Here is a 25,137-nt window from a genome sequence, read left to right on the forward strand (position 1 = left end):
AGAAGGCACGGTCACGTGCCCGGCGGGCCGGGCCGTCAGGCGGAAGTACGCATCTTGTGGCTGAGCGCGTCCAGCGCCGCGTGCCGCGCGGCCATGATCTCGGGCATCCGCGCCTGGTAGGCGGGCGAGCTCGCCAGCGGCGGGTAGAAACCGAGGCGCGGGACGAAGTCGACCTGGTCGTAGCCCGGTGGCCGGTGCAGCGCGTACTGCCGGCCCGGGAACAGCAGGTCGTACTCGTCCGCGATCTCGCAGACCGTCACGCGCGGATCGACCCGGCGGCGTTGGAAGTATGCCTCCAGCACGTCGACGGTGAAACTGATCTCATGGAACTGCTTGACCAGGTCGTGATAGTGCTGGCCGACCTGGTATTTGATCGGCAGTTCCACCTGGGCGCATTCCTCGGGGGCCAGCAGGTCCATGGCCAGGACCTTCACCGACGTCTCGACGCCGTAGCCCCGCGAGAACGCCAGCGCGGCAAAGACATCCGCGTCGAGGACGAACTCACCGATCAGGGGCTGGTACGTCCCGGTGATCGCCGGGACGTAGCCTGAGAGCTGCTTCGAGTAGAGCGACCGCAGCATCTCCGTGGTACGCCCACCCGGCTGGCCGCCGCCGGTGAGCCGGGGCGAGCTGCCGTTGACGAACATCAGGCCCTCGTCGGCGGTGGCCGCGGCCGCGAGCCGGCCGACCGTGGCCGTGTCGTAGTTCTCCAGGTCGGAGTCGTGGAAGATCAGCCGGCTGCCGAAGGCGAGGTAGGCCAGGCTGCGCATGGCCCCGGCCTTGCCGCCCAGCGACGGGGCCTCCGCGCCCGCGTGCGCCGCCAGCACGCTCTCGCCGCGCACCGCCCAGCTGGCACCAGCCTCCTCGGCGATCTCCATCAGGCCGTGCTCGTCGCCGTCCGAGGTCGGATCGACGATCACGCCTATCTCGTCGAGGACATGCCGGTCCCGCATCCATCGATCCCGAAGCTGCGCGATCATGTTTCCCAAAGTTTTCGCGGACTCCGGCCCTCTGGCCGGAATCAGCAGGCTCAGCGTGATTCCCCTCGCGAGCCTGTCTTCCTCGATCGCGTCGAGGTCGAGGGTGGTGGGATCGAGCGTTTGCACGGACGCCCCTCTCTGGTGACCTTGTCTGGTGTGGACATCCCCTCCACCCGGCCATGGGTGTTGTCGCGCCCGCCGCCTGGAGCGTCGTCGGCGCGGGGTGTCGGCCACCACGTGCGAGTCGCGCCGAACCCGCACCACCCCGCTCCAGCGCGCGCGTCGCGACAGCGAAGGAGCTCGCCCGGGCACCGCGCCCGGCCCGGCTCCGCCCGTCGGCCGGAACACTTCCTCTCTATCCGTACGGTCTCTCTATCCGTACGGTCGCTCTCCCGGGCCGCCCAGCGGCGGCACGGGCACCGAACAGCGACCCGCCAATCTGCCTGACAACGTGGTCCGTCGCGTCCGTCCTCGCCGCGGCGAGGGCAGACCGGCGGCGGCCCGCACGGGGCGGGCGATATCGGAAAGGTCCTCCTGGCCAAAGTATCCGCTTCCGGCCATTCCTCCCACCCGGGCGCGGGGCGGGGCGTTAGCTCCCTCACACCGGAGCCCCGGGTGACGGTCATGGTCGGTGGCGACATCGTCACCCTGACGCATCTTGGCCTCATGACAATGGGCGGGGCCGCACCCGAGTTTTCAGCGTCCGGTAGGGACTACCCGCAGTCGGCCGGTTCGATGCGCGTGACGCCGACTCGACGCTTACTCGCCACCTGACGTCTTTCCGACACCCCGGCGTCACCCGGACCGCCCACCATGCCCGATGGCCGCGCCGTAGATTCGGGGCCCGGCCACGCACCATAGGCCTTCGAACCGCCGTGCCCGGCGCATGAGCCACAAAATGCCCTATGGCATCAATACGAGCCAAACGCTCGCAGCCGGGTATGGGCGCGAATGCGCTCGCACTCGACGCAGTCGGCGACGGCGACGCGGTCGCGGCCGGCGGACTTCGCGGCGTAGAGGGCCCGGTCCGCGCGGTCGACCAGCTCCGCCGGGCTCGCGGGCGCCGCGGCGACCGCGGCCGCGCCGACCGAGACGGTCACCGTCAGCTGGACTCCGTCCGCGATGACGACCGGCGTCGCCGCGACCGTCGCGCGCAGCAGCTCCCCAAGTGCACGCAGGTCGTCCTGGCCGACTCCGGTGGCGAGCAGCGCGAACTCCTCGCCGCCGTAGCGAGCCACAACGTCCCGGGACTGGGCCACGGCGCGCAGCCGGAGCGCCACCTCGGCCAGCGCGCGGTCCCCGGCGGGGTGGCCGTACCGGTCGTTGATCGACTTGAAGTGGTCGATGTCGACCAGGAACAGCGCGAGCGCCCAGCCGCGCGGTGCGGCCCTCGCCGTAGCCAGCGCCAGCCGGGTTTCCAGGAAGCGCCGTGTGCACAGGCCGGTCAGCACATCGGTGTTGGCCAGCCGGCGCTGCTGGACCTCCGCGTACCGCATCCGGATCATGATCAGTCCGGTCGCCACGGCCATGGCCAGTGCGCTGACCAGCTCGGTGCACGAGTCTGCCCGCCCGCGCCGCAGGACCAGGGTGAGGGGCCCGGCCAGGCCGGCGAGATAGAGCGCCCAGAGCCGCAGGCGGCCGAGCCCGGCGGGACGGTGCGCGGGCTCGGCGATACTGGCCATCGTGGGGTGCAGCGCGGCGGCGCCGAGGGCGAGGCTCCCGGCAAGCCAGACCGCGTCCAGCCCACCGCCCACCGAATAGCCGTCGCCGAGCTGTCGCAGCGCGTAACCGGCGTCCGCGGCGAGGCTCAGGAACAGACTCGCGGCGAGCAGGCTGAACGCCGGCGGGCGGCTGCCGGTGCCCAGCACCAGCCGGACACCGATCGCGAACAGGATGAGGTCGGCGATCGGGCACGCGACCCACATGACGGCGATCGCCGTGGACAGTTCGCCATCGAGTCGCGGCTTGATCAGGTTCAGGTAGGACAGCGTCGCCGCGCCGGTGGCGGCCAGCAGCCCGTCGAGCAGGCCCGGCAGGTCCCCGCCGGGCGCGCGCAGGCGGACGATCGGCAGCAGGCCGGCGACCAGCACCGGGTAGTGGGCCAGGTAGAGCACGTCCCTGACGGCCAGGAACGTCGGCGAGGCGTACAGGTAATGATCGACGCAGAAGGCGACGCCCGCGCCGGCGTAGACCAGCTGCGAGATCCCGATGAGCAGCCAGGGCGACCAGTGCGCCGGGCGGAACCGCAGGAGCCCGAAGAACACCGCGCCGGCGGCCGACGCGGTGGTGGCGCTGTAGACGGCAAGCCGCGCGACCAGCCAGCCGTGGGACGCGGAGCCCGCCCAGTGCCCGGCGACGTAACAACTGGCGACCACCACCGCGCCGACAGCCACGTAGCCCAGCCAGAGCCGGCCCGCCCACGGGTACGAGAGCGCGGTCGCCCGCTCGGCGGCCGGGACGGGCGAGCGGGCGAGGCTCACCGCGACGCGGCCCGCGGACGCAAGCCGGGCGGGCCCCACCGGGCTCGGCGGCGAGCCGCCGGGCGCGCCGAACTCCGGCGCGGACAGGCGGGCCGGCGACGGCGAGCCGGCCTGGCAAAGATCGTTAGCCGATGCCATGCGCAGCCTTTCGCCAGAGGGCCCAGGGACGCGCCGCGCGTCGGGGCGGCCGCCTCACGTCGGGACACGGGCCGCGGGCACCGCCGAGACGACGTCCACGGCGAAGGAGACGTATCGCGCCCGCGATCTTGGCCGTGCCGGCACCCGCGACGGCGCCAGCACACGGTTCGCATACATACCGGTATGAACTGTTTGCCGCTGGGAGCCGGCCTACCGTGACTTCCAACGCAACAGTATCGAGTCGTCGCTCTTCGTATAGATCATGCCATGGAACATGTGCCTTACTTGTCCAGAATTTGTTCCTCTCGGTTGCGGGGCGCAGTCGCCCTACCAACAGCCCAGGAACCCCGCACAGGGCACACGCTTATGCGACAGATCTACCCAATGGTGCTGAACGCAACCTTTGGTCACATACGGCCGCCGGTTCGTCAGATGTCCGCCGGTCTGCCAGTCGCGCGCGCGACTGCCCGCGGATGACCACGGATGTCACAGTCCCCGGGCCCGGCTCGTCATGTCGGGGACCGCGACCCCGAGGGGAACGAGGAAAACGATGTCCGGGTTCTTGCACCGGTTGGGCGGGGCCTGCGCCGCCCATCCCTGGCGGGTGATCGGCGCCTGGGTCGCCGCGCTGGTACTGACGTTTGGGCTGGCGAGCGTGTTCGGCGGTACGCCGCAGGACAACTACGACACCCCGGGCCTTCCGTCCCAGGTGGCGACCGACCTACTGCGCAGCGGATTCCCCGAAGTCGCGGGCGCCGACGCGCGCATCGTGCTGCACGACCGCGACAGCCGGCTCGACGACGCCGTCATCGCCGCCGTCTCCAGAAACCTCGCCGGCGTCGAGCACGTCGACCTGGTCACCCCGCCCCGGCTGTCCGCCGACGGCGACACGGCGCTCATCACCGCCTACTACGACCGGCCGGTCACCGACGTCGGCGGCAAGAAGGCACTCCACGACCTGGTCGCGGCCGTGGCCGGTCCCACCCGGACCGCGGGCGTGACCACCGAGATCGGCGGCCAGGTCGCGGAGAACATCCAGAAGGTCAACGGCGCGGCCGAGGCGATCGGCATCGCCGCCGCCCTGGTCATCCTGCTGCTCGCGTTCGGCTCGGTCGTCGCCGCGGGCGTACCACTGGCCGTCGCCCTGATCGGGCTCGGCGTCGGCTCCTCCGGCGTCACGCTGATCGCGGCGGCGACCCAGGTCAGCACCATCGCCCCGACCCTCGGCACGATGGTGGGCCTCGGCGTCGGCATCGACTACGCCCTGCTGCTCGTCACCCGGCACGTCGAGGGCCTGCGCGCCGGCCTGCCGGTGCGGGAGGCGGCGGCCAGGGCCACGGCGACGTCCGGGACCTCGGTGCTGTTCGCCGGCGCCACGGTGGTGTTGGCACTGATGGGCCTGCGACTCGTCGAGCTCAAGACCTATTCCACGACCGGCTTCACCACGGCCGTGGTCGTCGTCGCCGTCGTCGCGACGTCACTCACGCTGGTGCCGGCCCTGTGCGGCCTGACCGGTTACCGGCTGCTCGGCCGGAAGACCCGCCGGGCCCTGACGGCTACCGCGGCGGCGGCCGCCGCCGGGACCGGCCCGGGCGGCGAGACCGGCATGACCGGCCCCGCCCCAATGGCCGGCCAGCCAGCCAGGCAACCGCTCACCGCGCGCTGGGCCGCCCGGGTCGGCCGCCGGCCGTTGCCCTGGGCGCTGGGCGCGCTCGGACTGCTGCTCGCCCTGGCGGCCCCGGTGCTCGACATGCGGACCTGGCCGCAGGACGCCGGCAGCCAGTCGACGTCGCTCACGCAGCGGCGCGCCTACGACCTGATCGCGGCTGAGTTCGGCCCGGGGGCCAACGGTCCGCTGCTGATCGCCGCGGACCTGCGCACGCTGCCGAGGGCCGAGCTCGACCCGCTGGCCGAGAGGATCCGCTCGACTCCCGACGTCGCCGACGTGGCCGCGCCGATCTTCTCCGCGGACGGGTCGACGGCGCTTCTCGTCGCCGAGCCGGCTGTCGGCCCGAGCGACCCGAAGGCCGCCGCGCTGGTCCGCCACCTGCGGGCCGACGTGCTGCCCGGCGGCGCCGAGATCACCGGTTGGACGGCCTCGTTCACAGATATCTCCGCCCTGCTCGCCGACCAGCTGTGGGAGGTCGTCGGCTTCGTCGTCGGCGTCTCGGTGCTGCTCCTGCTGGTGGTGTTCCGCTCGCCGCTGGTTGCGGTGAAGGCCGCGGTGATGAACATGCTGTCGATTGCCGCGGCCTACGGCGTCATCGTCGCCGTCTTCCAGTGGGGCTGGGGCGCTGAGGCCCTTGGCCTGCCGCACGCGGTGCCGATGTCGAGCTGGCTGCCGCTACTGATGTTCGCGGTGCTCTTCGGGCTGAGCATGGACTACGAGGTGTTTCTGCTCTCCCGGATCCGGGAGGACTGGCTGGCCACCGGCGACGCGCGCGGCAGCGTCACGCGGGGCCTCGCCAGGACCGGCCGGGTCATCACCAGCGCCGGCCTCATCATGATCGCCGTCTTCGCCGGCTTCGCGCTGGACCCGGACGTGACCGTCAAGATGCTCGGCCTTGGCATGGCGGTCGCCGTCCTGGTCGACATGACCGTCATCCGGATGGTGCTGGTGCCGGCGACCATGGCCCTGCTCGGCCGCGCCAACTGGTGGCTGCCCCGCTGGCTCGACCGGATCCTGCCGCACCTCGACCTGCACGGCGGTGGGGCGGCGGCGGCGTCGACTGTGGCGCTGCCCTCGCCGCGCGCCGAACCGTCCGACGAAGAGCGGGCAGCCATCAGCTGACCACGGTCCCACCCGACAAACGGCTGGCCCGTTGCGAGGCGTCGAGCGCCTCGCAACGGGCCAGTCTCACGCGAAGTAGCGGGAGATGAACTCCGCGACGCAGACCGGCTTGGTCTGGCCCTCGAGCTCGATGGTGATCTGGTTGACGACCTGGACGCCGCCGGTGACGTCCTCGACCGACAGGTTCTTGATGTGTGCGCGCAGCTTGGAGCCGACCGGCACCGGCGCGGGGAACCGCACCTTGTTCAGGCCGTAGTTCACCGCCATGGAGATGCCGTCGACGTGGATCGCGTCGTGGAACAGCACCGGGATCAGCGACAGCGTGAGGAAGCCGTGCGCGATCGGCCCGCCGAACGGCCCGGTCTTCGCCCTCTCGACGTCGACGTGGATCCACTGGTGGTCCCCGGTGGCGTCGGCGAAGGTGTTGACCTGCTCCTGGGTGACCTCGACCCAGCCGCTGCTGCCCCAGTCCTGGCCGGCCAGCGCCTTGGCGCCCTCGATCCCCTGGACCGTCGTGACCATCGGACTCCTCCAAGCTCCGCCGAGCGCCCGGCCCGGCCGGCATCACCCACGCACCCGGCGCCGCGCGCGCCGCGGCGAGCAGTATCCCAACCCCCGCATCCAGATGCGCGGTTCCCGCCCGGACGCTGTTCGGGACTCACGGCGCGGTCCTGCCCGGTGGCAGCTCGCTCATGGCCGACGCGGCACCCGCCTCGCCGGTGGGCTGACCCTGGTGTCGCCCTGGGGACTCGCGAGGCGCCGCTCCAGCAGGGTGAACGCCTCGATCGCCTCGCCGGCCTCGAAGGCCCGATTGCGCCGGCCGACCGTGACCTGCCGAATCACTCCGGCGTCCACCAGCCGGCCCACCGCATCATTGCTGGTCTGCACGGAACGTCCGGTCAGCTTCGACGCCGACTGCACGGTGAGCACGGGCGCCGCGGGCAGCATTCTCAGCAGGCGGTCCAGCGTCGAGTCGGGCCGCACCGGACCGACTCGCTGGTACCAGTCCTCCTGGATGGCGCCGATCCGCCGTTCAAAGTCGGTCGCGTCGGCGCATGCTCGCACGCAGGCTCCCGCGAACATCGCGATCCAGGAATCGCTCGCGGCCCGCGCCTGCCCTGAGTCTGGTGGCCCGACGTATCGGGTCGCGGTCAAAGCCGCCACGTAGTCCCGCGCCAATGTCGCGAGAACCAGCGAGACCGGCGGGAGTACGTCGGCCGCGAGGCCGCGCCGACGAAGGACCATGTGGATCAGCGCACGACCAGCCCGGCCGTTGCCATCGACAAAGGGATGAATGGTCTCGAACTGGGCGTGCGCTACGGCCGCCTGCGCCACCGCCGGCAGACCGTCGTCGGCGCAGAACGCGCAGAGATCCTCAAGAAGCTGGGGCACGACGTCAGGCGGCGGTGGCACGAAGGCCGCGGAGCAGGGGTTGTAGCTGCTGCCGCCGATCCAGTTCTGCTCGCTCCGGATCATGCCGCCATACGGCTCAAGCCGGCCCCCGGCAAGCAGCCGCCGGTGGATCTCCAACAGGGACGGCACCGTGATCGGGTCACCGACACCGACCAGTTCCGATGCCCGGACCATCGCGTCGACGTTCGCGAGCACCTCGGACGCCGTGACATCCGTCGTGGGCTCCCCGAACTCACGGTCCGCCTCCGCGCGCAGGAGGCGGCGGCCGCCGACCTCAAGCCCCTCGATCCAGGACGAGCCAACCGACTCGGCCCGCAGCAGGATGCGAGCCAGCACCTCGGTCCCACGCAACACCACCGCGTCCCGATTGAGGGTGGCGATCGCGTGCTCCGCATCGACGACGTCGGCCACGGTCTCCCCGTCCAGGGAAAAGGCGCGCCCGACGAGGGGATCCGGCAGATAGGCGTCGTATTCACACGACCGCCGGTCCCGCCTCGACAGGCCGGCGCCGAGGTCGCTATCCCAGCGGCGCCGCAGGAGCTGTGCCACGACGACCTCCATATTCAGGCATCCTAAGCATAGCCTGAATATGGGGCAGAGATCTTCATCCTTTCCGACCAGTCCGGACCTGTCCCGCGCACCGGGCCTCCCCAGCATGGCTACCGTGGCCGGCAGCTCCTCTCAGGTCATGGGCCGCCGACCACGGGTCGGCGCCCTCAGGAGGAGCCGTCGCCCCTAGCGCGACGGCGAGCCGGCGCAATTGCCGCTCCAGCGACCGTTCCCCATCTCTGGCACCATCGGGATCAAGATCAGTCAGACGTTGTGCGTCGGTGATGGTGGCACGCAACGCCTGACCGATCTTGAAAAGGTCGTTCCGAAATGGGCGAACGCTGCCGCCAGAAGCGGTGCTAGCCGGCGGCGCCGACCGGGGTGAGGGGAACGGCCGAGCGGGCGTCCGGGACGGTGGTGGCGGTGTCCTGCGCCGTCAGGTCGTCGGCGAAGGCCTCCGGCGGCGGGCAGGTGCAGACCAGGTTGCGGTCGCCGTACGCGCCGTCGATCCGCCGGACCGGGGGCCAGTACTTCGCCGTCCGCAGCGACGCCACCGGGTAGGCGGCCACCGACCGCGGGTACGGGTGGTCCCAGTCGTCGCCGGTGACCATCTCGGCGGTGTGCGGGGCGTTGCGCAGCGGGTTGTCGTCCTGCGGCCAGGTGCCGTCACCCACCTTGCCCGCCTCGGCACGGATCGCGATCATCGCGTCGCAGAACCGGTCGATCTCGGCGAGGTCCTCGCTCTCGGTCGGCTCGACCATCAGCGTGCCGGCGACCGGGAACGACATCGTCGGCGCGTGGAAGCCGTAGTCGACGAGCCGCTTGGCGACGTCGTCGACGGTCACGCCCATCTCCTTGGTGAGCTGGCGCAGGTCGAGGATGCACTCGTGCGCGACCAGCCCGCCCCGGCCGGCGTAGAGCACCGGGTAGTGGTGGCGCAGCCGGCTGGCGATGTAGTTCGCGTTCAGCACCGCGACCGACGTCGCCGCGCGCACGCCCTCGGCACCCATCAGCCGCAGGTACACCCACGGGATCATGAGGATTCCGGCCGAGCCCCACGGCGCCTCGGAGATCGGGCCCACACCGGTGGCCGGGCCCGCCTCGGGGCACAGCGGGTGGTTCGGCAGATACGGCAACAGCTTCTCGCCCACCGCGACCGGGCCGACGCCGGGGCCACCGCCGCCGTGCGGGATGCAGAACGTCTTGTGCAGGTTGAGGTGGCTGACGTCCGCGCCGAACCGGCCGGGGCGGGCGAGGCCGACAAGCGCGTTCAGGTTCGCCCCGTCGACGTAGACCAGGCCGCCGGCGTCGTGCACGATCGCGCACGCCTGGCCGATGCCCTCCTCGTAGACGCCATGCGTCGACGGGTAGGTGACCATCAGCGCGGCCAGCCGCGCGGCGTGCTGGGCCGCCTTCGCGGCGAGGTCGGCGAGGTCGACGTTGCCGTCGGCGTCGCAGGCGACGACGACGACCTTCATCCCGGCCATCGCCGCGCTCGCGGCGTTCGTGCCGTGCGCCGACGACGGGATCAGGCAGATGTCGCGGAGCGCTTCCCCCGCCTGGGCGCGGTCGCGGTGGTACGCCCGGATGGCCAGCAGCCCGGCGAGCTCGCCCTGGCTGCCGGCGTTCGGCTGCACCGACACCCCGGCGTAGCCGGTGATCTCGATGAGCCAGCGCTCCAGGTCCGTGATCATCTCCAGGTAGCCGGCGGCCTGGTCCAACGGCGCGAACGGGTGGATCTCGGCGAACTCCGGCCAGGTGACGGCGGCCATCTCGGCGGTGGCGTTCAGCTTCATCGTGCAGGAGCCGAGCGGGATCATCCCGCGGTCGAGCGCGAAGTCGACGTCGGCGAGGCGGCGCAGGTACCGCAGCATCGCCGTCTCCGACCGGTGGGCGTGGAACACGGGGTGCTCCAGGTAGCCGGAGGTACGGACGAGCGCCGCCGGCAGCGCGACGGCCGCCACCCCGGCCTCCGGGACGGCCGGCGGCGCGTCACCTGGGCCCGGGACGCCGAAGGCGGCCCAGGCGGCGTGCAGGTCGGCGTCCAGAGTCGCCTCGTTGCAGGAGATCCCGACATGGTCGTCGTCGACAAGGCGCAGGTTCACCCCGTGCTCCAGCGCCACCGCGACGACCTCGGCCGCCCGCGCGGGCACCCGGGCGAGCACCGTGTCGAAGAAGTGGTCGTGGACGACCTCGACCCCGCCGGCGCGCAGCGCCTCGGCGAGGCGGGCGGCGTGGGCGTGGACCGTCGTCGCGATCCCGGCAAGCCCGCCGGGCCCGTGGTAGACGGCGTACATCGAGGCGATCACGGCCGGCAGCACCTGGGCGGTGCAGATGTTGCTGGTGGCCTTCTCCCGGCGGATGTGCTGCTCGCGGGTCTGAAGCGTGAGCCGGTAGGCCGGCTTGCCCGCGGCGTCGACCGAGACGCCGACGAGCCGGCCGGGCAGCATCCGCTCCAGGCCCCCCCGCACCGCCATGTAGCCGGCGTGCGGGCCGCCGAACATCACCGGCAGCCCGAACCGCTGGGTGGTACCGACAGCGATGTCAGCGCCAAGCTCACCGGGCGAGGCGAGCAATGTGAGCGCGAGCAGGTCGGCGGCGACGGCCACCGTCACGCCGTGGTCGCGCGCCTGGGCGATGACGCCGCGCAGGTCACGGACCTCGCCGTTCGCGCCAGGGTAGGACAGCAGCACGCCGAACGTGTCGGCCAGCACGTCGGCCGGGAGCTCGCCCGACGCCTCGGCGGGCTGCTCGCCCGGCTCGGCGGGCAGCGGCTCGGCCGCTCCCTCGCCCGGGGCTGGCGCTGGGCGGGCAACGATGCCCTCGCGCAGGTCGGCGACGTGGACCACCAGGCCCAGTGCCTCGGCCCGGGTCCGCACGACGGCGATCGTCTGCGGCAGCGTGTCGGCGTCGATGAGGAAGGTCGAGCGCTTCTTCTTGTCGACGCGGTGGGCGAGCTGCATCGCCTCGGCCGCCGCCGTCGACTCGTCGAGCAGCGATGCGCCGGCGGTCGCGAGGCCGGTGAGGTCGGTGACCATGGTCTGGAAGTTCAGCAGCGCCTCGAGGCGGCCCTGCGAGATCTCCGGCTGGTACGGCGTGTAGGCGGTGTACCAGGCCGGGTTCTCGAGCACGTTGCGCTGGATCACGCCAGGCAGCACGGTCGGGTGGAAACCGAGGCCGATCATCGAGGTCACCCGCCGGTTGCGGCGGGCCAGCGCGCGCAGCTCGTCGAGCGCGGCGCTCTCGGGGATCGGCGCCGGCAGCTCGAGCTCGGTCGAACGGATGCCCGCCGGCACGGCCGCGTCGGTCAGCGCGTCGAGGGACGGGTAGCCGAGCGCGGCGAGCATGGTCGCCTGGGCCTCGGCGTCCGGCCCGATGTGCCGGTCGGCGAACGCCCGGTACGCGGCGGTCGGGAGCGTGGCGGTCGGGAGCGTGGCGGTGGCCGTAGTCGGGGTGGTGGCAGGCACGTGTCGCTCCGAAGGTCAGGCGGCGCCGGCCTGGCACCGGCCCCGCTTCGGGGTCCGGGAGATGATCCCCCGGCAGGCACGGCGAGCGTTCGACCACGGGGCAGCGACCAGGGCGGCCGCCTCGGGAAGGTCGTCCTTCCAGTGGCAGGCCCGTGAAGCTGACCGAAGGTGCTCATCCGCCGGTCCGCCGTCGACGGACCGGCGGGACCCCGCGCGGGGTCGCTCGCCTCGGCCTCCCCCTCTGTCATGGGCCTGAGAGCTTCACCGGGCGACGTCATGCCCGGCTTGCACCGTCGGCGGGATGCCCAGCGGCGTCCGCTTTCCAGAGTTGCCTGACCCGGCGGTTGGGGGCCTGAGAGTTTGTAGGGAGATCTTGCTCCTTCGGCGCCACGGGCCGGCTTGCCCGGGACTCTCCCGCACGGGTGTGAGCGGCACAGTATGTGGTTGTGACCCCGGTTCACGGACCCGCGAACCGACGGCCGACCCGACCACCGGACGGCTTTCCGCCAAGTGAACAGGTCCGTACCGAGACTATCGGTGGCGCGCAGACGGCGCGACCGCGACCACGGCCACGAAACCACCCCGCAACGTCGTCCGCCGGAGCCGCGCCCGGCAGCTCTCGCCCGGTCACCGGGCCGGGCCGCGCCGCCCCGACGTCGGGTCGCGTCGCGTCGCGTCGCCAGCATCACATCGCGGGCCGAATGGCGTCCCCAACGATCCGCCGACGCGGGCCGTTGGGGACGCCTGCCCGCGGCAAGGGGCGAATCCTCGCGCCGCCGGCGGCCTCCTGGCTGCCCGGGCTACCCGGTGCGCCGCCTCCACGTCATCGCGCGGCGCCGGGTCGCCTGCGGGCGGCGGCGGCGGCACGCCGGTTGGCCTTCTTGATCGCGGAGACCAGCTCGTCCTTCGTCATCCGGGTACGGCCGGAGATCTCCAGCTCGCGGGCCATCTCGCGCAGCCGGGTCAGCGGCGCGTTCGCGTTCACGCCCTCGGCGGTCGGCCGCGGCCGGCGCACGCTCGCCGGCGTGCTCTGCTTTGCCTGCGCGTCGGACGGGCCCGGGGACGGCTTCGGCTGCCAGCGGTCGCCGATCCTCTCGTGGGTGTGCTTCAGCGCGGCGTACGCGGCGCGGTGCGCGCGCTGGCCCTCGCCATGGGTGCCCACCGCCGAGTCATGCGCCTTCATCCACGTGCGGACGGCCTTGCTGTCCGACCGCGCGACCGTCGACGGCACGCCGGCGCACATCTGGTCGGCCTGCCCCGCCTTACTGGCACGGGTCGTCGTCTTGGCGGAACTGGAACGGGTCGTCGTCTTGGCGGGACTGGAACGGATCGTCGTCTTGGCAGGCATCTGCATCACCTCCGCTGGAAACCCTCGTCGCCCGCGACGAGGGGCGAGCAGCCTCGACCGAGGCGCCGGTCACGCTCTGGGAATCCCTTCCGACGGCGTCTGCCATGCGTCCTCTGTTCGAGTCGCGCGCCGCCGCGGTCGGGGGCGCGCGTTCGGCTCGGTGTCTGTCGGTGAGTTCCCGGCGGGCGCAGCGCAAACCCCGCCCCCACCCACCTTCGACGACGAATGCTCGGTCCGCAGGGGCGCGCGACGAATCAACGCTGGATGTGCCCGTTTGACCAGCGGCGGTTTACGCCTACTTCAGCGGGTCCGCTATTTCACCTGGTCGGCGCGCGCCTTGGCTGCCTCGACGTCGGTGGCCGCTCCGCCCCGCTCACGCTCGAAGAAGGGTTCGACCGCCCGGTCGGACGCGGTCTGGCTGGCGACCTGCCGGGCCATCTCCTCATCGCTGGCGCCCGCGCCGGCCTCCGCGGTCCTGCCCCGCGCCGGGCCGGTCGCGCGCCCCGAACGTGTGTCCGTTCCCTTGGCGGCTCGCCCGCCGGATGGAGTCGTCATCGTCCCTCCCCGCTCGTCTCGCCGTACTCGTCCCGTCGCGCAGGTACCCGGACGGCCGGGGCGGAACCGCCGCCAAGGGACCGGCCTGGCGTCGGCCGCGAGGCAACGGTGGAGAGGCAACGGTGGACACGGTGGACAGGTCACGGAGGTCACGGAGGAGAGGTCCAGGTGGCAGCGCCGCATTGACCGGGGCCGCGGCCTCTCGGGAGGCTGACCCTCAAGCCGTGCGCCCGGTCGCCGCGGCCGGGACATGCCGGATGGGCCCGCGTACCACCCCGCGGGTGGGGGCCTCAGGTACGACGATGGCCAGACCGATGACCGAGGGAGCCGAGCGATGCCGCACCTGGAGCACGACGGGGACGTGTACGTGCTGGATCTCGGCGACGGCGAGAACCGGTTCACGACCGACTGGTTGATGGCGGTGAACGCGCTGCTGTCCGAGGTCGAGGATGCCGATGGGCAGAAGGCCCTGGTCACCACCGCGCGGGGGAAGATCTGGTCGAACGGGCTCGACCTGGACAGGGTCCTGGCCTACCCGAGCGAACTGGGCGCCTACCTGCACGCTGTGCAGGCCCTGCTCGCCCGGGTGCTGACGCTGCCGTTCGTCACCGTCGCCGCGGTGCAGGGACACGCCTTCGGGGCGGGCGCCATGCTCGCGCTCGCGCACGACCAGCAGGTGATGCGCGCCGACCGCGGCTACTGGTGCCTGCCCGAGGTCGACCTGCGCATGCCGTTCACCGCGGGGATGACGAGGCTGCTCGCCGCGCGGCTCCCCGCCAGGACGGCCGCCGAGGCGATGGTCACCGGCCGCCGCTACGGAGGCGTCGACGCGCTCGAGGCCGGGATCGTCGACGCCGTCGCCGCCGAGAGCCTCGCGGACGCCGCGGACCTGGCCGCCGCGCAGCGCGCCGTGCTCGTCGCCGCCCTCGGCCGCGCCCGCCCGCGCGCGACCAAGGCCTCTCCAGCGCTCGGCACGATCAAGTCCGGCCTGTACGCCGACACCGTCAACGCCCTGCTGGCCGACGGGAACGTCGGCCTCGCCCCATTCCCACCCGTCGGCTGACCGGGGTTAGGCGGCGAAGTCGAAGATCAGGCGGTCGGGGCCGGTCAGCTCGGTGACCCGATAGCCGACGACGTCGTCGAGGCCGACGCCCAGATGGACGTAGCCCTCGAAGTCACCGGCCATGGCGACCTGGCGCACCGCCGGCAGCCCGCCGCCGCTGACTGGCGAGCGCAGCGTCGACCGGCCCGAGTCATCGTGGGCATCGGCCGGGTGCAGCACGATCTCGAAGTGCGCCTGACCGGTCAGCGCGAGCGGCGAGCCCTCGCCCGGCCTGACCACGTCGTCGACGTAGCGGGCGGAGTAGCCGGGCAGGCCGCCGGTGAACTCCAGGACGATCCGGTCGAAGCTCAGCCCGCCCTCGACGTTGTGCGCCGCGCGCACCTCGACCAGCCGCGGCGAGGGGCTCGTCGAGSGGGTGAGGGACGTCGGGCCGCTCGACCACGTCGGCGCGGCCCCGCCGGCGCCCGACGTCGGCGAGGCACCGGCGCCGGGACTGGCGGCCGGGGTCGCGCTCTCGCCGGCCGGGGCGGAGGTGGCCGCGGCGGACGTCGTCGACGCCGGTTCCGGCGACGGCGAGCCACCGTCGTCCGAGCAGGCGGAGAGGGCGCCGACCAGCAGTACCAGCGCGGGCACGACAGTACGTGCGCCGCGCCCCCGCCAAGACCAAAACGGCGATCTGAACCGCGACATGACGGCCTCCGACCTGGTTCCCTGGCTCGTCCGACGACGACCGGGAGCGACGACGGTACGCCGGGAGCGCGGCGTCCGAGTGAGGAATGTCCTCCTACCGACGAATCGGGCGCCAGAAACCTGGGGATCGGTGATCCGGCCGATCTGGGCGTCGAGCATCCAGGCCGAGGCTGCCGGCTGTCCATTCTCGTCGGCCATGAGACGAGCCGGCCTCGTCACGGCACCGCCGCCACGGCGAGCACCCGCGTGCCCGCCGGGACCGACGCGGACAGGGCGACGGCGTCGCCGAACGCGTAGACCCCGCCGCCAGCGTCCACCAGCCAGTACCCGCGGCCGCTGGGGGTCGCCGCGACACCGGCCACGGCGGCCGGCGGGGAGGTGGGCGAGCCGTAGTGGCCGGTCGCGCCGTGGGCCGCCACCGTGCCGGCCGCCGTGACGGTCCAGTAGCCCGAGCCGGTCGGGCTCGCGGCGATGCCGACGGTGCGCGCGGGCCCGGTCGCGGCGGTGGCGGGCGCGGCGCCGGCGGCGATGCCCTCGGCATCGCCGAACGGGTAGACCCCGCCGGCCGCGTCCACCAGCCAGTACCCGCCGCCTGTCGGGGTGGCGGCGATGCCGACGACCGGCGCGGCCGGCGCGGACAGGAGCGACCCGTACGCGGCGAGTGTGCCGTGCGCCGCGACGACACCGGCGGCGGTGACGGTCCAATACCCGCCCCCGGTCGGCCCCGCGGCCGCGGCGACCACCGCGCCGCCGCTCGCGCTCCCCGCCAGCGGTGCCGCGTCACCCGCCGGGTGGCCGGCACCCGACGCCTCGACTAGCCAGTAGCCATGGCCGGTCGCGGTCGGCGCGATGGCGACGGCCGCCGGGTCGGCGCCATCCGCGCTCACCGCCCCGGCCGTGCCACGGGCGATCACCGATCCGGCGTCGGTCAACAGCCAGAAGCCCGGCGGCAGCGGGGAGCCAGCCCCCGGCGGCGTCGGGGCGTGCCCAGGGGCCGTGGTCGGCTGCGCGGGTGAGGTGGTCCGCCCGGGCGAGCCGGCCGGCGTGGCCGCGGCCGTGGTCCGCGTGGGCGCCGGCGCGGCGGAGGGACGGGCCGTCGGCGGGCCGGCCGCCGGGGCGCCGGTCCCGCCGTCACCGGCGGCATCCGGCCGGGACGGCTGCGCGCCGGTGGCGGTCCGGGGACCTCCCTGGCCCGAGTCGCTCTGCTCGGTTCGGTGGTCGTCCGCCTGGGCGGTGTCGCCGGGGCCCGGCTGGCCGGGCCCCGTGGTCTGCTCGGGCAGCTGGGTCGCGGTGGGCTCCGGCTGGGGCGGCGCGACGGTGTGGCTCGCCGTCGGCCGCGGGTCCGTCGGCCGCTGCGACGGCGGCGGCTGCTGGCCGGGTTCCGGGCCGCTCGTGGTGCCCGGCCGGCCGCCGCCGGGGCCGCCGGGCTGGCCACCGCCCCCGCCGTTCCCGCCGTTGCCGCCGTTGCCGTTCCCGCCGCGGCCGTCGCCGCCGGGGTTGCCTCCCTGGCCGTCGCCCCCGGGGCGGCCCTGGCCTGGCCAGACCTGCCCCCGGCCGTCGCCGGTCCCCGCGCCGCTGGCCGGTTGGGACGGTAGACCGCCAGGTGTCTGGCCGGGCGGCAGGGGCTTCGGGGTGCTGGTGTGCCCGCCGCCGGGCAGCGCCGCGCCGAACTTCAGGATGGTTCGCGGCGTGGCGCCGTCGACGAGGACGACGTTCGGGCCGGCCTCGTCGTTGATCCAGAGCTGGCCGTTCTGGACGTCCGCGGTGATCCGGGCCTGGCCGCCCGCCGGCGCGACCTGCACCGGCGTGGCGAAGCGCCCGGTCGCGGGGTCGTAGGCCCAGACCACGCCCGCGTCCGAGTCCGGCACGTAGACATGGCCGTCGTACCAGACCGGCGGACCCAGCCGGCGCGGTCCGCCGGCCGTCCCGCTGGCCGCCCCGCCAAAGCCGATGGTCGGCAGGTTCGTCGCGCTTACCCGCCCGGAGTCCAGGTCGGCGAGCAGCAGCCGTCCGGTGGACGGCTCGGCCAGCGCGAGCACGTGGCCTTCGGTCCGCGCGGGGATCAGCATCTGGCGGCCGCCGTCGGTGCCGGTCTCACCGGCCGCGTCGACGCCGGCCGGGAGCCGAAGGGCCGCCTCGGCGCCGTCCGCCGTCAGCCGGGAGACCGTGCCCGCCGTGCGGTCGACGATGACCGGCGACCCGCCGACCACCGCCGCGTCGACCCGGTCGCCGACCGCCGCGACGGGGACCGGCGTTCCCGGCGTTCCCGATCGGACCGGCACGACCGTGCCGGTGCTGGGCACCGGCACCCAGAGGGTCCCGTCCACGGTCTGGGCGACCGTGCCGAGGCCCGGCGGGAAAGTGATCGGCGAGCCCAGCTCGGCCAGCGTGCGGGAGTCGAGCCGGGTCACGAGGCCGCCCGCCGCGTCGACGGCATAGGCGTCACCGCCCGCGGCGCTGACCACCGTGCCCTGTGGGTACGCCACGGTGGCGACGATCTCCAGCAGCGCCGGGTCGATCCGCAGCACGGTCCCCGCCACCGCGTCGACAACGATCACCGCCTCGTCCGATGGCGCGGTCGCCAGGCCTCCGGCCGCGTCATCCGAGCCGGCCGCGCCATCCGAGCCAGCGGAACCGCCGAACGCGCCGGCCGGGCCGGTCAGGCCTGGCCCGGCGGCGCCGGGTGCCGCCGGGCTCGCCGCCCCTTCCGGGCCCGGCGCGGGCGCGGTCGCGGCGGCACGGGACGCCCGGGCGGGACGAGTGGGCGCCGGAGTGGCGAAGTCGGTGAGCACGGCCAGCTGGTGCCCGGCCGCGCCGGGAAGGGCGACGGCCGCGTCCGCCACCCCGGACGGGCCGTTGACATGAAACAGCAGGCCGAACTGCTCGCTCACCAGCCAGCCACCGCCGTCGCTCAGGTCCAGCGTCACCGGGTGGGAGCCGCGCCCGAGCATGGTGGTCGCGGCGACGCCGACCAGCGCGAGCGCCGCGGCGACCGAGGTGACCCGGCGGCCGCGCCCCGGCCTCGACGGGGAGCGCCGTGGCTCATCCGGACCGGCCGGCACGGCTACCTCGACCGGCTCGGTCGAGTTCGGCCGCGGGGTTCCCGCCGGATCCGGGTTCCCTGCCCGATTCGGGGTTCCTGCCGGATTGGCGGAGCCTGCGGAGCCAATCTGGGAGGTCCGGAAGCCAATCCGGGAGGTCGGCGGTCCGTGAGGGCCTGTGCGCGTCACGGCACGTCTGACGTATGGACGCCCCGACGGGTTGCGCCCCGATCTTCTCCGGATGCGAGGGGTTACTTCTATTTCGTCCTTAAATCACCCAGAACCACGAGATCCACAATTTCTGGGCGAGCTGGCGCAACGAACCCGAAGGGCTCGCCGTCGTATGTGAGCGAACCGGTTCGGACCGTGGGGACACGGCGCGCACACCGGACTGGTTCCGGGCGGCTCCCCCCGCCGCCCGCGGGCGGGCCGCGCCGAATCGTCCCCCTCGGACGGCGCGGCCCGCCCCCACTGCGGCTCACAGCGCTGTCTCGCGCCGCGCCGGGGTCCCCGTAGGTCCGCCAAGCTGCTTCAGCCCACGGAACACCCGGTCAGCTCGCGAGGTCCGGTCGGCCAGGCAGGCCGCGAAGGCCGTCTCCCGCGCGCCGACTGACCCGCGTGCACCCGGCAGGTCCACGACCGCCAGGAACTTCATGCCCGTCAAGGAACTTCGGTGCCCGTCAGGAAGGAGTGGCTGTGACTGTCGCCGGCCCCAAGGGGTCCTCTGGCCAGCCCGGGGGTGAGGGGCGGTGAGCGAGGAGCTGGACACGTTCGCGGCCGCGTTCGCCGACGTGGTCACGAACGTCGAGCGGGTGATCCGTGGCAAGCGGGAGGCGATCGAGCTCGCGGTGATCAGCCTGTTCGCGGAAGGCCACCTGCTGATCGAGGACGTCCCCGGACTGGGCAAGACGACGCTGGCCCGCAGCCTCGCCGCGTCGGTGAACGCCAGCTCCCACCGGATCCAGTTCACCCCCGACCTGCTGCCATCCGACATCACCGGCACCACGGTCTACAACCAGCGCCTCGGCGAGTTCGGCTTCCGACCTGGCCCGGTGTTCGCGAACCTCGTCATCGGCGACGAGATCAACAGAGCGTCGCCGAAGACCCAGTCCGCGTTGCTCGAGGTGATGGAGGAGGGGTTCGTCACCGTCGACGGCACCCGCTACCAGGTGCCGCTGCCGTTCATGGTCGTCGCGACGCAGAACCCGGTCGACATGGACGGCACCTACGCGCTGCCCGAGGCCCAGGTCGACCGGTTCCTGATGCGGCTGCGGCTCGGCTACCCCGGGACCGACGCGGAGCTGGAGATCCTCGAGGGCCGCCAGGTGGGCCGGCGCGTCGAGGACCTGGCGCCGGTCATGCGCGCCGAGGACGTCGTCGCCCACACCGAGCGCACCCTGTCGGTGCATGTCGCGCCTGCCCTGCGCCGCTACATCGTGGACCTCGTCGCCGCGACCAGGCGGATCCCGGACGTCCTGCGCCTGGGCGCGAGCCCGCGCGGCAGCATCGCGCTGCTGCGCGCGGTGCAGGTGCGCGCCGCCGCCGGCGGCCGCGAGTTCGCCACCCCCGACGACGTGAAGGCGCTGGCGAAGCCGGTGCTCGCCCACCGCCTGGTGCTCAGCCCGGAGACCGAGCTGAAGCGGGTGACCGCCGAGGACGTGGTCGACGAGGTCGTACGGGCGGTCCCGTCGCCGCGCCGCCTCGTGGGCGTGTAGCCGATGGGCACCTACTCGCCGGGCGCGGGATCGGCGGGCCTGGGCCTGGTCGATCTCAGCGACACGGAGAGGGACACGGACACGGAGACGGCTATCCGCTCCGCGGACGCGGACGCGGACGCAGGCACGGGCGCGGACGCGGGCACCTCGACCGCCCGCGACGCTCGGGCCATCCCCTCCGCGGCCGACGCCGTCCCCTCGGCGCCCGCCGCCGTCACGCCGGCACCGGCCAGCGAACCGGACGTCGCGACCCGCGTCACTCCGCCCGGCCTCGGCCTGCTCGGGGCCGCGGTTGTACTGGTCGCGGGGGCCGCCGTGCTGCACTACGCGGAGCTCGTGGCGCTTGCCGCGGCGGCGATCTGCGCGCTGCTGGTCGCGACGCTGTCGGTGGCGCGCCGGCCACGGCTGCGGGCGACGCTGCGGGTGAACCCGAACGGTGTCGCCAGGGGCGAGCCGGCGGCACTGGTCATCGAGATCCACAACCCGTCCCGCCGTCCCTCCCCGCCGGTACGGCTGCATATTCCCTGGAGCCACGGCCCGCGGGCCGTGGCGGCGTCATCCGGCCGCCGCGGCGCCCTGGGGCGGGCGGGGACCGCGGACCACAACGCGGGCGCCCGTACTGGCGCCGGCATGGACTCGGGCGACGGCCTCGCCGGCCGCCTGGAGGGTCGGGTGGGCGGCGGCACGGCCGCCCACCCGACCGGAAAGATCGTCGTCGACGTCCGTCGGGTGCCCGGCGCGGGAACACGGTCGCTGGACATCGCGCTCGACACGAGGCGGCGCGGAGTGATCTCGTTCGGGCCGGTCCTCGTACGCCGCGCGGACCCGTTCGGGCTGGTGAGCTCGACGGTGCGGCTGTCCGCCACCGACGTGCTGCGAGTACGGCCGCGGACCCGCCCGCTAGGCGCGCCACCGGCCGCGCCCGCGCGGGACCCGGACGGCCGGACCGCCGACGGCGCCGCCGGCGGTGTGATCTTCCACGGCATCCGGGAGTACGTCAGCGGCGAGGATCTGCGGTTCGTCCACTGGCCGTCGAGCGCCCGCACGGGCGTGCTGATGGTCCGCGAGCACGTCGAACCGAGCGAGCCGGCCTCGACCGTCGTCCTCGACACCCGCCCGGAGGCCTACCCACCCGGTGAGGTCGGCGCCGACACCTTCGAGGAGGCCGTCGACGTCGCGGCCTCGGTGGTGCTCGGCTGCGCCAGGGAGTCGCTCGGCGTCGTCCTGCTCACCACCGACGGGGTACGCCGCGCCGGCCGGGGCCGGGCGCCGGAGACCGAGGCGCTGCTCGACGAGCTCGCCGAGATCGCGCTCGGCCCGACGGGCACGCTCGAGGTGCTCAGCACTGTGCGCCGGGGCGGCGTCGGCACGCTGATCGTTGTGACCGGCGGCTTCGACGGCGGTCAGCTGCGCGCCGTCGCCCCGGTCGTCCATCGGTTCGGACAGGTGGTGGTGGTCCGGGTCGGCGCGCGCAGCATGGCGGCCGCCAGGGCCCGCTCCCGGCACACGCCGGCCGAGCGGCCTCGGCTGCGCCGGGCCGCGGATCCGGACGCCGCGGCCCTGCTCGGCCGGTTCGATCTCATCGGCCGGCCGAGCGACGTCGGCACCAGCGTCGCGGGCAGGCTGCGCGTCCTCGACATCCCGGACGCCTCCCGGCTGCCCGAGGCCTGGCCGGTCGGCGGCCGGGGACGGGGGGCGGGGGTGCGGTCGAACACGCGCGCGGGCTACTTCGGCGGGGGCATGTGAACGGGCGGAACAGTCCGGACCTGTTGGAGAACCTGCGCCGCCGCGAGCGTCGCGAGTCCCCGTCCCGGTCGGGAGGATCCGCGAGGCGTGGGGGCGGGACCGACTCGCCGACCGCGCCCACAGTGCCCATGGCCAGGCTGTCCGAAGCGGCGACGGCGGCGACGCCCGTTCCCGTGCCCCAGACGGACGCCGACCGGGGGGGCGCCGATGGCACCAGTGGCGGCGACGGTGCCGGCGCCCCCGATGCCGCCGGCGCCGCCGGGAGCCGCGAGAGGGGGAGGCGAATCACGCCCGGCGAGCGCGGCCGGCAAGCCTTCGGCGGAGCGGGACCTCGCCGTTCGCGCGTCACGTTTGGCCTGGAGCGGCGCGGGGTGGCGCGGCCGGCGGAGCGTTGGCCGCGTCGCGTCCTCGCGCTGGCGCTCGTCGCCGCGCTCGCGGCGGTCGACGGCTGGGGCTTCCTGCGGCTGTTCTCCCCCGCCGACCTGCGGCTGGCCATCCCAGCGGCCGCGGCCGGGCCGGTGGTGCTGGTCGGAGCGGTGTCCTGGCGGCGAGGCCGGCCGGCGCCGTTCGCGCTCTCGGCGCTGCTGTGGACGGCCGGATTCGTCACCACCGCCGGGGCGACGATCGCCGCGGGAACCCCGTTCGACCGCCTGGCGGCGGTCCGCGCCGGCGTGACGAACGGGCCGTCGCGGCTGCTCGACGTCGTGGTGCCGTCCCCGGCTGAGCCTGACCTGCTCGTCGTTCCGGTCCTGGTCACCTGGCTCGCCGCCGCCGTGGGCGCCGAGCTGGTCATGCGCACCAAGACCCGGTTGCTGCCCGCTCTGCCGGCGCTGTTCGGGCTGCTCGCGGGGACGGCCGCCTCGCTCCCCGCGGCCGGGTCGAACCTCGCGCCCGCCGCGGCCCTGACCGCGCTCGTGGGCCTGCTCGCGCTGGCCCGCCGGCCGACGGCGGCGGACGACGCGGCCGGGTCGGCCGGCGCGCCCATAGCCTCCGGGGCACTGACGACAACGACGGCACCGACCGCACCGACGGCGGAGCCGGCCGTCACAGCCGTCGGGCCGGGCTCATCCGCATCGGCCGGCTCCGCGCGGGCCGACGAACCACCGCCGCGGATCACGCTCGGCCCCGACCGGCCCTCGCGGCTGCCGGGGGCGGCGCGGGCGACGGTGGCGCTCGCGGTGGTCGTGGCCGCGGGGCTCGCGGCGGGAGGGCGGCTGCCGGCCGCGCTCCACGCGGGCGCGCCGGTGGACCCGCGGGCGTACAGATCCACGCCGGCCGCCCCGGTCGACGGCCTGAACCCGCTGTCCGCGCTCGCCGGCTGGAGCACCCACCCGGACGAGGACCTGTTCACCGTCCGGCTGACGGGCCAGAGCGCCGGCCCGGTCCCTCTGCGGCTCGCCGTGCTCTCCGGTTTCGACGGCGCCACCTGGACGTCGTCCGCCAGCTACACCCGGGCGGGCCGGGAGGTGCCCGCCACCGGCGGGACCGGCGCCGACCGCGGCGGCGCCCGGGTCACCCAGCAGGTGACGGTCACCGGTCTGACCGGCCAGCTCCTGCCGGCACTCGACCGCCCGGTGGAGCTCGACGCGCCCGCCAGTCCACCTGCCGCCGCCCCCACCACGGCGCAGCCGCGGGACGCGGGGTCCGGCCAGGGCGTGAACCGCGGCCCGGCACCAGGCGCGACCGGCTCGACCGGCGCAGCCGGCTCGGCCGCCGGGACGGAGACGAGGACGGCGGACGCGGGCAGCGGCGGCGGCTTCGCCGTCGACCTGACTGACGGCCTGTTGTTGCGGACGGTACCGCTCGCCGCGGGTGAGCGGTTCACCATCGTGTCCGCGCCGCGGCCGACCCGCTCCCTGAACGAGCTCGCGGCGCTCACCACCGCCACCGCGGCGACCGCCAGCACGGACGCCGAGTACCTTGCCCTGCCGGCCGACATCCCGCCGGTACTGCGCGCGCTGGCAAAGGTCGCGGCTGGCCAGGGCAACGGCCCGTTCCAGCAGGCAGCGCTGCTACAGCACTACCTTGCCACCAACTTCCGGTTCGACCCCCAGGTGCCGCCGGGGCACTCGCTCGCCCATGTCGAGCACTTCGTCGCCGACACCCGGCGCGGCACGTCCGAGCAGTTCGCGACCACGTTCGTGCTGGCCGCCCGCATCCTCGGACTGCCGAGCCGGGTCGTGGTCGGCTTCGCTCCCGACGCGCAGGCGAGGCCCGCGACGGTCGCCGTGACCGGGCGGCAGGCGCTCGCCTGGGCCGAGGTCCGCTTCGACGGCGCGGGCTGGCTGCCGTTCTTCCCCACCCCGGCGGCGACCGACGCCCGGGGCGCCCCGCTCGCGGGCTCCGCCCAGGGCGAGTCGGCGGTGCAGGCCGCGGCGGTGGACGCGGCGGTCCGCGGGCCGCTGACCGCCCCGGCGGCCGCGACCCAACCGGCCATCACCGTCGCCCCACCGGCCGGCCGGGCCACGGACATCCACGGGTTCCTGTCGAAGGCCGGGCTCACCGCCGCCGCGCTCATCGCCGGCTACCTGCTGGTCGCGTTCGCGCGTCCGGCTGCGCGCCGGCACCGGCGGCTGTCCGGCCGCCGCCGGCCGCGCGAGCGGGTGGTCCTCGCCTGGGCGCACGCCCTCGACGCGCTGGCCTCGGCGGGTGTGCGCATACCCGAGTCGGCGAGCCCCGCGGAGGTCGTCCAGCTCGGCGCGGTCGCGGGCGGCGGGGCGGGTGACCACAGCGCGGGACGCGGGTCCAGTCTGAGCGCCCTGCGCGGCCTCGCGAACCTGGCGACGCTCGCGCTGTTCGGCCCCGGCCCCGGCCCCGACGCCGGCACCGGCACCGGCAAGGCGAACGGCGAGAGCGTCCAGACGCGGCGGCCGCCAGCCGGGCCGGGCGCCGCCGGAAGCCCGTCGGTCGGCTGGGAGGGCCCCTGGGGCGCCCGCGCGGCCGACGAGGCACGACGCCTGGCGAGCACCGTCGAGCGTGCCGCCCGGCGGTCGGCCTCCCCGCGTCGCCGCCTCGCCACCCGGCTGGCTCCTCGCCGAGTCCTCGGCCGGTAGGGCTGGCGCTTCGCGCCAGCCGTCGGGCGCTGAGCGCCCTCTGACGTGGTTCCGGGCCGATGCACTTGACCGTGGCCGCGCTGGGTTCGGTCCGGTCAGATGGCTGAG

General features: G+C 74.3%; 14 protein-coding genes and 2 riboswitches. Of the genes, 5 read left to right on the top strand and 9 right to left on the bottom strand.

Features of this window, described 5'->3' with window-relative positions:
• Positions 1–35: 35 nt before the first annotated feature.
• Complete coding sequence (locus BCD48_RS42990) at positions 36–1,106, bottom strand: glycosyltransferase family protein (protein ID WP_071054292.1); 1,071 nt, start codon at positions 1,104–1,106, stop codon at positions 36–38.
• Between the two features lie 785 nt (positions 1,107–1,891).
• Entirely contained in the window at positions 1,892–3,598 is a 1,707-nt protein-coding gene (locus tag BCD48_RS42995) for a GGDEF domain-containing protein (protein WP_071054294.1), read from the bottom strand.
• Between the two features lie 550 nt (positions 3,599–4,148).
• Here BCD48_RS42995 and BCD48_RS43000 point away from each other — a divergent pair.
• Positions 4,149–6,389: an MMPL family transporter gene (locus tag BCD48_RS43000; protein WP_071054296.1), complete on the top strand. Its 2,241-nt coding sequence runs from the start codon at positions 4,149–4,151 to the stop codon at positions 6,387–6,389.
• 66 nt (positions 6,390–6,455) lie between these two features.
• Here the strand turns inward: BCD48_RS43000 and BCD48_RS43005 are convergent, their stop codons facing one another.
• From BCD48_RS43005 to BCD48_RS43025, 5 genes are all read right to left on the bottom strand, one after another.
• Positions 6,456–6,911 carry a MaoC family dehydratase gene (locus BCD48_RS43005; RefSeq protein ID WP_071054298.1) on the bottom strand — a complete coding sequence of 152 codons (456 nt, stop codon included), beginning with the start codon at positions 6,909–6,911 and terminating at the stop codon, positions 6,456–6,458.
• Between the two features lie 168 nt (positions 6,912–7,079).
• On the bottom strand, positions 7,080–8,363 hold the full coding sequence (locus BCD48_RS43010; RefSeq protein WP_071054300.1) for a Fic family protein: 1,284 nt from the start codon (positions 8,361–8,363) through the stop codon (positions 7,080–7,082).
• A gap of 347 nt (positions 8,364–8,710) precedes the next feature.
• Positions 8,711–11,818 (bottom strand): aminomethyl-transferring glycine dehydrogenase, encoded by a 3,108-nt coding sequence (gene gcvP / locus BCD48_RS43015; RefSeq protein WP_071054302.1) that lies wholly within the window; start codon positions 11,816–11,818, stop codon positions 8,711–8,713.
• Between the two features lie 234 nt (positions 11,819–12,052).
• A riboswitch (glycine riboswitch) is annotated at positions 12,053–12,149 on the bottom strand.
• A riboswitch (glycine riboswitch) is annotated at positions 12,150–12,245 on the bottom strand.
• Positions 12,246–12,641: 396 nt separating this feature from the next.
• Positions 12,642–13,166 carry a ChaB family protein gene (locus tag BCD48_RS43020; protein WP_241842427.1) on the bottom strand — a complete coding sequence of 175 codons (525 nt, stop codon included), beginning with the start codon at positions 13,164–13,166 and terminating at the stop codon, positions 12,642–12,644.
• 312 nt (positions 13,167–13,478) lie between these two features.
• A complete protein-coding gene (locus tag BCD48_RS43025) occupies positions 13,479–13,721 on the bottom strand; it encodes a hypothetical protein (RefSeq protein WP_071054305.1) in 243 nt (80 codons plus the stop codon).
• A 334-nt stretch (positions 13,722–14,055) separates the two neighbouring features.
• On the opposite strand from BCD48_RS43025, the gene BCD48_RS43030 reads away from it, so the two are divergent.
• Entirely contained in the window at positions 14,056–14,784 is a 729-nt protein-coding gene (locus BCD48_RS43030) for an enoyl-CoA hydratase/isomerase family protein (RefSeq protein WP_071054307.1), read from the top strand.
• Positions 14,785–14,790: 6 nt separating this feature from the next.
• Here the strand turns inward: BCD48_RS43030 and BCD48_RS43035 are convergent, their stop codons facing one another.
• Together BCD48_RS43035 and BCD48_RS43040 are read right to left on the bottom strand one after the other, a co-directional pair.
• Positions 14,791–15,417: an AMIN-like domain-containing (lipo)protein gene (locus tag BCD48_RS43035; RefSeq protein ID WP_241842428.1), complete on the bottom strand. Its 627-nt coding sequence runs from the start codon at positions 15,415–15,417 to the stop codon at positions 14,791–14,793.
• A 272-nt stretch (positions 15,418–15,689) separates the two neighbouring features.
• Positions 15,690–18,536 (bottom strand): hypothetical protein, encoded by a 2,847-nt coding sequence (locus BCD48_RS43040; protein WP_071054309.1) that lies wholly within the window; start codon positions 18,534–18,536, stop codon positions 15,690–15,692.
• 728 nt (positions 18,537–19,264) lie between these two features.
• Between BCD48_RS43040 and BCD48_RS43045 the strand changes: the two genes are divergently transcribed.
• The 3 genes from BCD48_RS43045 to BCD48_RS43055 all read left to right on the top strand — a co-directional run bounded on the left by BCD48_RS43045 (position 19,265) and on the right by BCD48_RS43055 (position 25,029).
• Positions 19,265–20,230, top strand: coding sequence for an AAA family ATPase (locus tag BCD48_RS43045; protein WP_071054311.1), 966 nt, complete (start codon positions 19,265–19,267; stop codon positions 20,228–20,230).
• A gap of 3 nt (positions 20,231–20,233) precedes the next feature.
• On the top strand, positions 20,234–21,976 hold the full coding sequence (locus BCD48_RS43050) for a DUF58 domain-containing protein (RefSeq protein ID WP_083420087.1): 1,743 nt from the start codon (positions 20,234–20,236) through the stop codon (positions 21,974–21,976).
• A 371-nt stretch (positions 21,977–22,347) separates the two neighbouring features.
• Positions 22,348–25,029, top strand: a complete 2,682-nt coding sequence (locus tag BCD48_RS43055; RefSeq protein WP_131804235.1) for a transglutaminase TgpA family protein — start codon at positions 22,348–22,350, stop codon at positions 25,027–25,029.
• The last annotated feature ends 108 nt before the right edge of the window (positions 25,030–25,137 follow it).

It is taken from the genome of Pseudofrankia coriaricola, from assembly GCF_001854805.1.
GTDB lineage: Bacteria > Actinomycetota > Actinomycetes > Frankiales > Frankiaceae > Pseudofrankia.

Coding starts and splice junctions, on each gene's coding strand:
- BCD48_RS42995 (WP_071054294.1), bottom strand. CDS start 3,598: ATGGCATCGGCTAACGATCTTTGCCAGGCCGGCTCGCCGTCGCCGGCC.
- BCD48_RS43000 (WP_071054296.1), top strand. CDS start 4,149: ATGTCCGGGTTCTTGCACCGGTTGGGCGGGGCCTGCGCCGCCCATCCC.
- BCD48_RS43005 (WP_071054298.1), bottom strand. CDS start 6,911: ATGGTCACGACGGTCCAGGGGATCGAGGGCGCCAAGGCGCTGGCCGGC.
- BCD48_RS43010 (WP_071054300.1), bottom strand. CDS start 8,363: ATGGAGGTCGTCGTGGCACAGCTCCTGCGGCGCCGCTGGGATAGCGAC.
- BCD48_RS43020 (WP_241842427.1), bottom strand. CDS start 13,166: ATGCCTGCCAAGACGACGATCCGTTCCAGTCCCGCCAAGACGACGACC.
- BCD48_RS43025 (WP_071054305.1), bottom strand. CDS start 13,721: ATGACGACTCCATCCGGCGGGCGAGCCGCCAAGGGAACGGACACACGT.
- BCD48_RS43030 (WP_071054307.1), top strand. CDS start 14,056: ATGCCGCACCTGGAGCACGACGGGGACGTGTACGTGCTGGATCTCGGC.
- BCD48_RS43050 (WP_083420087.1), top strand. CDS start 20,234: ATGGGCACCTACTCGCCGGGCGCGGGATCGGCGGGCCTGGGCCTGGTC.